The 11,414-nt window shown below is 47.3% G+C and carries 10 protein-coding genes and 8 tRNA genes; all 18 read right to left on the minus strand.

From position 1 onward, the window contains the following. Entirely contained in the window at positions 1-630 is a 630-nt protein-coding gene (gene hisB / locus OM416_RS27820) for an imidazoleglycerol-phosphate dehydratase HisB (protein ID WP_319951939.1), read from the minus strand. Beyond that, the gene (gene hisD, locus OM416_RS27825) at positions 623-1,927 is read right to left on the minus strand and encodes a histidinol dehydrogenase (RefSeq protein ID WP_264934911.1); all 1,305 of its coding nucleotides are present in this window, start codon (positions 1,925-1,927) and stop codon (positions 623-625) included. The genes hisB and hisD overlap by 8 nt, the downstream gene beginning before the upstream one ends. A gap of 129 nt (positions 1,928-2,056) precedes the next feature. After that, the gene (gene hisG, locus OM416_RS27830) at positions 2,057-2,716 is read right to left on the minus strand and encodes an ATP phosphoribosyltransferase (RefSeq protein ID WP_076333453.1); all 660 of its coding nucleotides are present in this window, start codon (positions 2,714-2,716) and stop codon (positions 2,057-2,059) included. 1 nt (position 2,717) lies between these two features. Continuing rightward, entirely contained in the window at positions 2,718-3,917 is a 1,200-nt protein-coding gene (locus OM416_RS27835) for an ATP phosphoribosyltransferase regulatory subunit (protein ID WP_264934914.1), read from the minus strand. A 402-nt stretch (positions 3,918-4,319) separates the two neighbouring features. Beyond that, positions 4,320-4,862 carry an acyltransferase gene (locus OM416_RS27840; RefSeq protein WP_264934916.1) on the minus strand — a complete coding sequence of 181 codons (543 nt, stop codon included), beginning with the start codon at positions 4,860-4,862 and terminating at the stop codon, positions 4,320-4,322. After that, positions 4,859-5,515 (minus strand): pyrophosphatase PpaX, encoded by a 657-nt coding sequence (gene ppaX, locus OM416_RS27845; RefSeq protein WP_264934918.1) that lies wholly within the window; start codon positions 5,513-5,515, stop codon positions 4,859-4,861. Before ppaX ends, OM416_RS27840 begins: the two co-directional genes overlap by 4 nt. A 6-nt stretch (positions 5,516-5,521) precedes the next feature. After that, positions 5,522-6,547: a prolipoprotein diacylglyceryl transferase gene (gene lgt / locus OM416_RS27850; protein ID WP_264934920.1), complete on the minus strand. Its 1,026-nt coding sequence runs from the start codon at positions 6,545-6,547 to the stop codon at positions 5,522-5,524. A gap of 121 nt (positions 6,548-6,668) precedes the next feature. Then, positions 6,669-7,607 carry an HPr(Ser) kinase/phosphatase gene (gene hprK / locus OM416_RS27855; RefSeq protein ID WP_017691278.1) on the minus strand — a complete coding sequence of 313 codons (939 nt, stop codon included), beginning with the start codon at positions 7,605-7,607 and terminating at the stop codon, positions 6,669-6,671. A 420-nt stretch (positions 7,608-8,027) separates the two neighbouring features. Further along, complete coding sequence (locus OM416_RS27860; RefSeq protein WP_062837775.1) at positions 8,028-9,152, minus strand: ABC transporter ATP-binding protein; 1,125 nt, start codon at positions 9,150-9,152, stop codon at positions 8,028-8,030. Positions 9,153-9,255: 103 nt separating this feature from the next. Then, on the minus strand, positions 9,256-10,452 hold the full coding sequence (locus OM416_RS27865) for a PucR family transcriptional regulator (RefSeq protein WP_264934925.1): 1,197 nt from the start codon (positions 10,450-10,452) through the stop codon (positions 9,256-9,258). 143 nt (positions 10,453-10,595) lie between these two features. Next, positions 10,596-10,668 (minus strand) — tRNA-Lys (locus tag OM416_RS27870). A gap of 7 nt (positions 10,669-10,675) precedes the next feature. Next, positions 10,676-10,761 (minus strand) — tRNA-Tyr (locus tag OM416_RS27875). Positions 10,762-10,773: 12 nt separating this feature from the next. Next, positions 10,774-10,846: transfer RNA gene (locus OM416_RS27880), tRNA-Phe, on the minus strand. Between the two features lie 21 nt (positions 10,847-10,867). Further along, positions 10,868-10,945, minus strand: a tRNA-Asp gene (locus tag OM416_RS27885). 9 nt (positions 10,946-10,954) lie between these two features. Continuing rightward, positions 10,955-11,030 (minus strand) — tRNA-Thr (locus OM416_RS27890). 5 nt (positions 11,031-11,035) lie between these two features. Beyond that, positions 11,036-11,111: transfer RNA gene (locus OM416_RS27895), tRNA-Val, on the minus strand. A 9-nt stretch (positions 11,112-11,120) separates the two neighbouring features. Beyond that, positions 11,121-11,197, minus strand: a tRNA-Met gene (locus OM416_RS27900). 43 nt (positions 11,198-11,240) lie between these two features. Then, positions 11,241-11,332 (minus strand) — tRNA-Ser (locus OM416_RS27905). Positions 11,333-11,414 lie beyond the last annotated feature (82 nt).

Raw genomic sequence — 11,414 nt, forward strand, 5'->3', positions numbered from 1 at the left:
CTACAGCACTCCCTTCGTGGAAGGCACACCCGTTACACGTGGATCAATTATCGTTGCTTCATCCAGTGCACGTCCTAACGCCTTAAAGATCGCTTCAATCATGTGGTGCGTGTTCTGACCATAGTGCACAATGACATGCAACGTGATCCGAGCCTCCAGCGCCAATTTCCACAGGAATTCATGTACCAGCTCCGTGGAGAAACTGCCTACCTGTTGGGAAGGGTATTCAGCACGGTATTCAAAGTGAGGTCGGTTACTCACATCAATAATGACCTGAGCGAGCGCCTCGTCCATCGGTACAAAAACACTGGCGTAGCGCTTGATGCCACGTTTGTCACCCAACGCTTCTCGCAGCGTCTGTCCGAGACATATTCCGATGTCTTCAACGGTGTGATGATCGTCGATATCAATATCTCCGCGGGCCTGCACGTTCAGGTCGAATTGTCCGTGCTTCGTGAACAGATCCAGCATATGGTTCAGGAAGGGTACATCCGTTTCAATCGTGGATTGTCCTGTTCCATCTACGGCAAAAGCCAATTGGATATTGGTCTCGTTTGTTTTGCGATCAACCTCTGCTTGGCGCACTGCGCCTTTGTTTTCAAGTTCCACACCATTATTTTGCTTATCCATTGTCCGATTCCGCCTTTCCTTCCTGTTCTAACCGTACAGCGATTGCACGGGCATGCCCTTCAAGACCCTCATGACGGGCCAACTCTATAATAGCCGCTCCGTTCTGCAGCAGCGCTTCTTTACTATAATAGATCAGACTCGATTTTTTGATAAAATCATCCACGTCCACTGGCGAACTGAATCGCGCAGTACCATTGGTCGGAATAATGTGATTGGGTCCGGCAAAATAATCTCCTACCGGCTCCGAGCTGTACGGGCCGAGGAAGATCGCGCCTGCATTTTCGATCCGGCCAGCGTGAGCCATCGGCTCCTGCACCATGATCTCCAGATGCTCCGGTGCAAGCCGGTTCACCACATCGATTCCCTCATCGATGGAATCGACCACAATAATCGCGCCATACTGCTCTACCGAAGCAGCAGCGATATCGCGCCGCGGCAGCACTTCAAGCTGACGCTGCACTTCGCCCTGCACGGCTTCCGCCAGCATGGCCGAATTCGTGACGAGAATGGCCGATGCCATCTCGTCATGTTCCGCCTGCGACAACAGGTCGGCGGCGACATACACCGGATTCGCCGTATCATCGGCGAGCACCACAATCTCACTCGGCCCGGCGATACTATCGATATCGACCGCACCGTACACCTCGCGCTTCGCGAGCGCCACGTAAATATTGCCCGGTCCACAGATCTTGTCGACCGGGGCAATACTCTCCGTGCCGTAAGCGAGGGCGGCGATAGCTTGAGCGCCGCCAACCCGGTACATCTCGCTCACGCCTGCTTCCGCAGCAGCAACGAGAATGTACGGGTTAATGCCTTCGCCACCGTTCGTAGACGGCGGCGTCACAAGAACAATTTCCGGCACGCCTGCCACCTGTGCCGGAATCACATTCATCAGCACAGACGATGGATACGCTGCTTTGCCGCCAGGTACATAGACGCCGACCCGCTTCAGCGGTCGGATGACCTGGCCCAGCAGGCTGCCGTCCGGCTGCCAATCCATCCACGAGTTGCGTTTCTGTTTCTCGTGAAACGCACGAATATTGGCGGCGGCTTGCCGAATCGCCGTCACAAAGGATGGCTCCACGGCTGCATAAGCCGCCTGAAGCTCTTCCTGCGGCACGCGCAAATCCGCGGCCGTCAGCTTCGTGCGGTCCAGCTGCTCTGTGTAACGCAGCAGTGCCGCATCCCCTTCACGGCGAATGTCGCTGACAATGCGCCGTACCGTTTCATTTTGCTCCGGCGTACCATACTCTACTTCCCGCTTCAGATCAAACTCCCGTGCAGGTACAATTTTCATACGTACAACCTCCTTATCCCCTGTAATACCGACTTATAGCCGATTCGTTTCTTTGATGTGTCTCTTACTCTTGCTTTTGCTTTTGCTTCTGCTTTACATGTTCCTCATCTATGTTTCCAACGCAGTAGTTTATCCCCGAAAACTTCCCGCCGAAATTTCATTCGATGCCGGAATGACTTGCTGAAGCGCATCACACAAAGCCTGGATTCTTGCATTTTTCATCCGATAACTTACCCGATTGGCGATAAGACGGCTGGTGATGTCCAGAATGCCTGTCATCTCCACCAATCCGTTCTCGCGTAGCGTCTGACCTGTCTCCACCAGATCGACAATCCGGTCTGCTAGACCAATCAAAGGCGCAAGCTCAATGGAACCATTCAGCTTGATCACCTCGACCTGTTGTCCCTGCTCCCGGAAATACTGCGAAGCAATCCTCGGATACTTCGTTGCGACACGTTGCTGGATGCCGGGCTTCCAGTCGGGAAGTCCGATTACAGACATACGGCACTGAGCGATTCCCAGATTCAACAGTTCGTACACGTCCCGATTTTCCTCTAACAGCACGTCTTTACCAACAATTCCGATATCGGCAACACCGTACTCCACATACGTTGGAACATCCACGGGCTTCGCCATAATGAATTCCATTCCGGCTTCCGGTACTTCGATGACCAGTCTGCGTGTATCGTCCACGTCTTCTGGAATATCCAGCCCCGCTTCACGGAACAATTTGGAGGCTTTTTTATAGATTCGGCCCTTCGGCATGGCCACCTTCAGAATATCCGACATCTCAGCGTCCTCCTTCTTCAGATCCGTAAGTAATAACCTTCTCAGCTTGAACGGTTCTTGCTTCAACCGATACTTTACTTGCCCCAGCCCCATCTTCAGGAAGAAGGAGTGTCACTACATTTTGTCCCATACTGCGTAATCTTGCCGCTTCTGTTAGTGCCTCGGCCCGACGTTTTGGGCTATATTGGATAAGTATTGGCTTTTTCTCTTCAATGATAATGCCATGAACACCATCAATAATCCGGTTGGTTTTCAGTGCAAATCCTGTAGCTGGCAACGAACGCCCAAACTGTTGTAACAGATTATCATACCGTCCACCGCTACATACCGGAGATCCCAGTTCGGCTGCATACCCTTCAAAGGTCATGCCCGTATAATAGGAGAAATCACCGATCATCGTCAGATCAATCAGCACATGCTCGGATACACCGTACGCTTCCAACACTTCGAATACGGCACACAGATGTGCAATCGACTGTGCTGCTTCAGCACTTGAACTTAGCTCTACCGCATGTGTGCATACTTCCTTGCCACCACGCAGACGAAGGATCGCTTCAAGCTGTTCTTTCAACTTCGGCTCCAAATTCAATGCTTCAATCGACTGGCGATAGCCGACATAATCACGTCCGAGCAGCCCTTCCTTCAATTGCTCCTGCTCAGCGGTCTGGCCTGGAATTACTTCCTCCAATAACCCGTTCAGGAATCCCATATGACCCATCGCTATTTTAAAAGAAGACACGCCCGCTGCCTGCAAAGAGGCAATCGCAAGCGCAACAACTTCTGCATCCGCCTCAGGTGAGTCATCTCCAACCAGCTCCACGCCCGTCTGGAAGAATTCAGCCTCACGTCCGGCTTCCTCTTCAATGGAACGAAATACATTCGCATGGTAGGACAGACGCAGCGGTAACTGCTCATCTTTGAGCATGGACGAAACTACACGTGCAATTGGAGCCGTTAAATCCGATCTCAGCACCAGCGTGGTTCCACGGCTGTTCAATAATTTAAACAATTTGCGATCTGATGTAGAGCTCGCTACACCTACCGTGTCGTAGTATTCAATCGTTGGTGTGATGATCTGACGGTAACCCCAGCGTTCCATACATTCCAGTACATTCCGCTCAATCGTCCGTAGCTTGGATACTACATGTGGTGTATAGTCGCGAAATCCGGTCGGTTTTTCAAAGCCTTTTGGTTTGGACATTGGTATTATTCACCCCGAGTCAGTAATTTAAGAGTGGTACTCGTTCTATTTCAACAGGATTTATGTAGTGTAAATCCCCATTCTATCTTGTAACCCTGAATCACCGTAATGCTTCAAAAGCCTTCAACTATTGGTTTGTTCAACCTTTAGCACGTTATACTCCCTCAAAATACTTTCACATGGTAAAGTGCTAACAAACTAAAGGATATGGGATATGATAACATGAAATCCGCACTACCGTCAACAATACTGAAGCTTGATCACCTTTGGATGAACATATTGTTTTATACACACACTCGTTACCCTCACCAATCGGTATTTATATACGAAAAAAGCTGCCATCAGCAGCTTTTTACTTCGAATCATCTTCATCGATTCATCTTCATTCATTACTTTATTGACTCAATGCACACTACCCTGAGAAGAATCATCCGTGTTAAAGATAGTCTCTTCCTTAGAAGCTGCCGAACGGGATAAATCACGTAGTGGATTGCCTCCAACAAAAGCTCCTGGTGCAACATCTTTATGTACGACAGCTCCCGCAGCCACAACGGCTCCATCTCCTATCGTTACCCCGGGCAGAATCGTCGTGTTGGCACCAATCAGTACATTATCCCCGATAATCACCTCACCGAGCCTGTACTCCTTAATGAGATACTCATGAGCGAGAATCGTTGTGTTGTACCCGATGACCGAGTTTTCACCGACCGTTATTTTCTCCGGAAAAAACACATCCACCATCACCATCAGGCCAAAGGCCGTATGTTTTCCCACCTTCATACCGAGCATCCGGCGGTAAATCCAGTTCTTCACCGATAGAATCGGACAGTAGCGTGACAATTGGATCCAGATAAAATTACGAACGCCCTTCCACGGACTCACTGTCTTGTAGATATGCCAAAGTGCATTCTGGTCCTCTACCGGATAGCGGGTTACTTTTCTCATGAACGTCCCGTTTCAATGCGGATGAGTTTCAACAAGTCTCTCATGTCGTGCAACATGTGATCCGGGCCATATCCGTTCAGGATCGTTTCTCCTTTAAGAGACCATGCAACCCCCGCCGAGAGAGCACCCGCATTTTGTGCCGATTGGATATCCACCGGACTGTCACCCACCATTAAGGTTTTGGCAGGATCTGCCCCCAGTTCCGTCATGGCTTTCAGTACAGGTTCAGCATGCGGCTTCGGATTCGTTACGTCAGTTACTGTTACAATCGTCTTCATATAATTCAATAGGTCAAAACGCTCCAACACCTTTAATGTAGATGGACGAATTTTGGTTGTAACTACACCCATCACAATGCCGGCCTGATGTAGCGCTTCTACTACCTCAATTACATGTGGAAAAGGTCTAACCATCGCTTCATGATGGATATCATTATAGGCACGGTAACCCTTCACGTACTCGGAGACTTCCTCCTGGCCGGAGAAAGTGCGCATTTGCTGCTCCAGTGTGCCACCCATATGCGGAATAATCTGTTCCCGTGTCCATGGAGCTGAATGCTCCCATCCCCCCATGACATGCTGGAATGAGCTGATAATCAACTCATTGGTATCAATAATCGTTCCGTCCAGATCGAACAATACCGTGTCAATCATGTTGCATTACTCCTTTTTATCATCAACTTGCTTGGATTCATCTTTGGCTGGAGGTGTTACCTTATTCTCTTTGCCAGCAACTGTTCCCGTATGCTCCATATCATCAGCAGGAACCTTGGACGATACAATCGGATCACTGTAACGAACATCTGCTTTGCCTGTCACTCTTCTCACCACAATAAATACAACAGCAACAATAATGATGCCAATAGCGAGCAGTTGCGAGATTCTTACGTTACCGTAAGCAGGATCCAGATATCCTTGTTCAAAGCCCATTGCAGTCATTGGAGACCACAGCCCGTTCACTAATGATGCAACCCATTGCGGAGCCTGGAAGCCCAGACTGTCTGTACGCAAAGCTTCAATGAAGAAGCGACCGATAGAGTACCAGATGAAATAAGACATGAACAGTTCACCTGAACGCAGAAACTTCTGACGACGCAGAACCAGTAGCAAGACCAGACCAACGAGACTCCACATCGATTCATACAAAAACGCAGGATGGTGGAATACGCCTTCTACGTTCATTTGATTTACAATAAAGTCCGGTAGATGTAGCTTGTCTCTCAAAAATGATTCTTCCACAGGACCGCCGTAGGCTTCCTGGTTCACAAAGTTTCCCCAGCGTCCGATCAACTGTCCAACGAGCAGCCCAGGCGCACAGATATCGGCCATACGCCAGAAGTTATATCCTTTACGACGGAAGAAAATAACTGCACAGATGATTGCACCAATAAGTGCACCGTAGATAGCGATACCGCCATTCCATATTTTAAAGGCATCCCAGAAATTATCCTTATAATCTTCCCACTTAAATGCTACGTAGTAGATACGGGCACCAATGATGGCAGAAGGCACACCCAGCAGAACCATGTCCATGAACACTTCCTGTGGAATATTGTAGCGTTTGCCCTCCCGGATCACGAGCAGTAATCCTATAAGTGCCGCAGCACCAAGAATAAGCCCGTACCAGTGAACCTTTAACGCTCCAATAGAGAACGCAATCGGGTTCAACAGTAATAATGTATCCATTCATTCACACTCCTATTTATTCAATCAATCGCACGCATGACGAATGGTTGGTATGCGCTGCGCCTTAAGAGAAGCAGTACATATCAACCATTTGTCTTCATTTACTTGTATAAAATATTTCTTAATCCATGTCTTCCATATCTTCCGAAATGGTTGCTGTTAGCTTGTTCGTGAATTGCAATGCAGCATTCAACCCCATCTGTTTTAGACGATAGTTCATGCCAGCCACTTCAATAATAACGGCCAAGTTCCGTCCCGGACGAACAGGGATCGTAACCAGAGGCACATCGGTATCAATGATACGTGTAGTCTCTTCATCCAGACCCAGACGATCATATTGTTTGTCTTGCTGCCAAGCTTCCAGACGTACAACCAAGGTAATCCGTTTGTTATTCCGAACCGCACCGGCTCCGAACAATGTCATGACGTTGATAATACCGACACCTCGAATTTCGAGTAAGTGGCGGATCAATTCAGGTGCTGTACCGTGCAGCTGAAAATCTGACGTTTGGCGGATCTCTACCGCATCATCGGCAATCAGTCGGTGTCCACGTTTAACCAGTTCAAGCGCTGTTTCACTCTTACCAATACCGCTACTACCCGTGATCAGCATACCTACGCCATAGACGTCACAAAGTACACCATGGATGGTTGCAGTTGGTGCCAGTTTCTTCTCCAGGAAACCGGTAATCCGGCTGGATAGAATCGTTGTCGCCATGTTGCTGCGAAGTACAGCCAGATTCTGTTCTTCACTGATATCAATCAGCTCTTGAGGAACTTCCAGTCCACGCGTTACAACGATACAAGGTGTCTCTTCCGTGCATAGACGTTGCATGCGATCGCGCCGCTCTTGCTCAGGTAACATTGCAAAAAAGGCTAACTCCGTTCTTCCAAGCAACTGTACCCGCTCTTGTGGATGGTATTCAAAATAACCGGCCATTTCCAGACCAGGACGGTTCAGATCATCTACCGTAATGACTCTTTTCAGTCCGTGAGATCCAGAAACAACCTCTAACTGAAACTGCTGCACCAATTCGGATACTTTCACTTTTTTCGCCATTTGTCTCTTCCTTTCAGCATTCGCTGTGCCTCTATGTACATCAGATCGTGTATCAGTTCTTTCCATTATTAGCGCATTCACAACATTGGGTACAGATGCATACCTTCCAACAGTCCATTCTCTCAAATATATGAAGACAGACCTTCAAATAATCTTAAATGAATTCCGGGCTGAATGCAATCGCGGCCTCCGACAACCACTAGTAAGAAAAGTCTTCTGATCGAATCACCTTTTAGGATACTACATTCGTAGTTTAGCGGCTGTTTTTCATGCGGTTATTAATCCTTCAACTCCGCCGAAACTTATAATTCCAACAATCTTAAAAAAAGCCCCTTCCAGCAATAACGGAAGGGGCTCTCATTACAATGTATAATTGCATTAACTGTCAGGTTCCATCGTCACCGAGGAATCCCAGTAATATTAGTCTTGAAGAAGTACGTTCACTTCAGTCTCTTTGTCAAAGATATGAACCTTGTTCATGTCGATGGCCATTTTAACTGTGGAACCATCACGAGTGTTAGAACGTCCGTCTACACGTGCAATTGTTGTATCGTTACCAACACCGCTCAAGTAGAGGAGCATTTCGTGACCCAGGTTCTCTGTAACGTCTACGTGTGTAGAGAATACAGAGTTCGGGGATGCTTCCAGGAATACTGGCTCTTCGTGAATATCTTCTGGACGAACACCCAGAATCACTTCTTTGCCAATGTATCCTCTAGATTTCAACACTTGTGCTTTACCTTGCGGGATTTCAACGTCCACGCCTGGAGCTACGAAGTGCAAGTTAGCACCTTGCTCAGCCAGTTTACCCGAGATAAAGTTCATTGTCGGGGAACCGATGAAACCAGCTACGAACAGGTTAGCCGGCAGGTTATACAACTCTTCCGGAGAAGCTGCTTGTTGGATGATACCATCCTTCATAACAACGATCCGATCACCCATTGTCATTGCTTCGATCTGGTCATGCGTTACGTAGATAACTGTTGTTTCCAAACGTTTCGCAAGTTTAGTGATCTCTGCACGCATTTGACCACGCAGTTTGGCATCCAAGTTGGAGAGAGGCTCATCCATCAAGAACACTTGTGGATCACGGACAATCGCACGTCCCAAAGCGACACGTTGACGTTGACCACCGGACAATGCCTTAGGTTTACGCTCAAGCAAATGCTCGATATCCAGGATTTTAGCTGCTTCACGTACACGTTTGTCGATCTCATCTTTTTTAACCTTACGCAATTTCAAACCAAACGCCATGTTTTGATATACGCTCATATGCGGATACAAGGCATAGGATTGGAATACCATCGCGATATCGCGGTCTTTAGGTGCAACATCATTAACGACACGGTCACCGATATAGAGTTTACCTTCAGAAATTTCCTCAAGGCCTGCGATCATACGCAGTGTTGTTGATTTACCACAACCGGACGGGCCTACCAATACCAGAAATTCTTTATCTTTAATGTCCAGGTTAATGTCAACTACAGTTGCTTTATCAGAACCCGGGTATTTTTTGAAAATATGCTCTAAACGTACTCCAGCCATGATTGTTGCCTCCTCAGAGATCATTTTGTAATCGAATACAATTTGTATTTTTATATTACCCTATCTGTATGAGGTTTGACTATTCGCAAACTGCACAAAAATATCAATGCTTTTTCGTCACTTTGTACATAAGCAGTAAAAACTGCACTAGAACAGCACTTTCGAAGTGCCTTACATCGTAACCAATCTCTTGTTTGATCTTGTCCAGACGGTACACTAACGTATTTCGATGGATGAAAAGTCGTTTGGCTGTCTCGCTAACATTACAGTCCAGGCTAAAAAAGGTCTCCAGCGTGGCAAGCGTCTCACTATCGTTGAAGATTAACGTGTCTTTGCCTGTTTCCTGTATAAAGCGTATACGTTGTTCATCTGGAATGCTTGCTACCAGTCGCTCCAGATGCAGATCCCATGGAAGATGAATGTGCTGCGTAACATGGAAGGCTCTGCCCAAGCGAATACTTTCTTTAAGAAGAGCAGTGACCGATACTAGTTGTTGTGAGGGAATGCATGGCAGGGATGCAGAGAGATGGAATACACCTGCCCACTCACTTGCGACCAATTCATGTAATCCCAGACAGAAAGCGTTTAGTGAATCTTTTTTGGCTTCCGTTGTATCTTCCTCGGCTTCTTCTGTAACAATCTCTTTATCCCCCATAAAAATCCACTCTTGCTCCCCTAAAGGAATCAATACAATCTCCTCGCCAAAGTAACTCTCAAGCAACTTGTTCAGTTCTTTGGATCGTAAACGATGTGCATCAGGTGTATCCCCTTGTAGCAAAAACAGAATCTTCTCAGCATTCAATCCTGCTGCCACAACAAAACGATCAGGAACACTTTCAGATTCCTGTTTGATTGGTTGTTCGATCTGCTCTTTAAGCCAGAGGCCCAGTTCAGTCAGATATTGCTCTCTATCATTCTCATATACAACAGGCTGTATCTCATCAAATAGTCCCGTGTTAGTTTGGATCAAGAGCTCAATAAACCGCCGTGTTTCCACAGTAATAGATCTGGCAGCGCATCCCCAACATACGACGGTCTCTTCTTTCTCATTCATCCGAACTTTAAAAAAGATACGCTCTCCCGTATGCAAACTGATCACATCGGATAATGTACTTTGGGATATAGAATGATCATGTAATCCCTGAATCTCACCTTCATCAACAAAGGTCTCTGAATTCCCATGAAGACCAACCAGATTTGCCACGGATTGCGTCCATTCTTGTATTGTAATTTCATATTCATCCAAAATTGTGCCTATAATGACTTCAATTTGCTGTTTTAGATCAGGTATGAGCTTCATATAATGAACGCCACCACTCTGCTTGTTTTCTACTATTTTATCATATCTTGCACAGCATTAATAAATATCCATATTCAGCTAAAATTACATAACAAAAAAGAGCAACTAATCAAATTAATGATTAATTACTCTTTTCTTAAAGATGAGTCATGAAGGGCTCGAACCTTCGACACCCTGATTAAAAGTCAGGTGCTCTACCAACTGAGCTAATGACTCATAAAACTGGTGGAGGATGATGGATTCGAACCACCGAACCCGTACGGGAGCAGATTTACAGTCTGATGCGTTTGGCCACTTCGCTAATCCTCCAAGGATTAAAGGTGGCTCGGGACGGAATCGAACCGCCGACACGAGGATTTTCAGTCCTCTGCTCTACCGACTGAGCTACCGAGCCATATTTAATTTTTAGGATTAATGGCGGAACCGACGGGATTCGAACCCGCGATCTCCTGCGTGACAGGCAGGCATGTTAGGCCAACTACACCACGGTTCCAGGCATTAATGGTGCCGGCGAGAGGACTTGAACCCCCAACCTACTGATTACAAGTCAGTTGCTCTACCAGTTGAGCTACACCGGCGTATATGGTGGAGGCTGAGGGGATCGAACCCCCGACCCTCTGCTTGTAAGGCAGATGCTCTCCCAGCTGAGCTAAGCCTCCTGGATAATATGGTAGCGGCGGAGGGGATCGAACCCCCGACCTTACGGGTATGAACCGTACGCTCTAGCCAGCTGAGCTACACCGCCATATTAATTGTGTCTTGATTGCTTGTCCATCTTTAGGTAAAGATGGCGGAGAGAGAGGGATTCGAACCCTCGCACCGCTTACGCAGTCTAACCCCTTAGCAGAGGGTCCCCTTATAGCCACTTGGGTATCTCTCCAAATAACAATCATCAACATCATTCAAGGATTGCTCCCTGAAAACTAGATTCGAAACGAAACACGCGAATTATCACTTGCATA

Origin of the sequence: Paenibacillus sp. LS1 (assembly GCF_026013365.1) — a bacterium.
Lineage (GTDB): Bacteria > Bacillota > Bacilli > Paenibacillales > Paenibacillaceae > Paenibacillus.

Coding starts and splice junctions, on each gene's coding strand:
- hisB (WP_319951939.1), bottom strand. CDS start 630: ATGGATAAGCAAAATAATGGTGTGGAACTTGAAAACAAAGGCGCAGTG.
- hisD (WP_264934911.1), bottom strand. CDS start 1,927: ATGAAAATTGTACCTGCACGGGAGTTTGATCTGAAGCGGGAAGTAGAG.
- hisG (WP_076333453.1), bottom strand. CDS start 2,716: ATGTCGGATATTCTGAAGGTGGCCATGCCGAAGGGCCGAATCTATAAA.
- OM416_RS27835 (WP_264934914.1), bottom strand. CDS start 3,917: ATGTCCAAACCAAAAGGCTTTGAAAAACCGACCGGATTTCGCGACTAT.
- OM416_RS27840 (WP_264934916.1), bottom strand. CDS start 4,862: ATGAGAAAAGTAACCCGCTATCCGGTAGAGGACCAGAATGCACTTTGG.
- ppaX (WP_264934918.1), bottom strand. CDS start 5,515: ATGATTGACACGGTATTGTTCGATCTGGACGGAACGATTATTGATACC.
- lgt (WP_264934920.1), bottom strand. CDS start 6,547: ATGGATACATTATTACTGTTGAACCCGATTGCGTTCTCTATTGGAGCG.
- hprK (WP_017691278.1), bottom strand. CDS start 7,607: ATGGCGAAAAAAGTGAAAGTATCCGAATTGGTGCAGCAGTTTCAGTTA.
- OM416_RS27860 (WP_062837775.1), bottom strand. CDS start 9,152: ATGGCTGGAGTACGTTTAGAGCATATTTTCAAAAAATACCCGGGTTCT.
- OM416_RS27865 (WP_264934925.1), bottom strand. CDS start 10,452: ATGAAGCTCATACCTGATCTAAAACAGCAAATTGAAGTCATTATAGGC.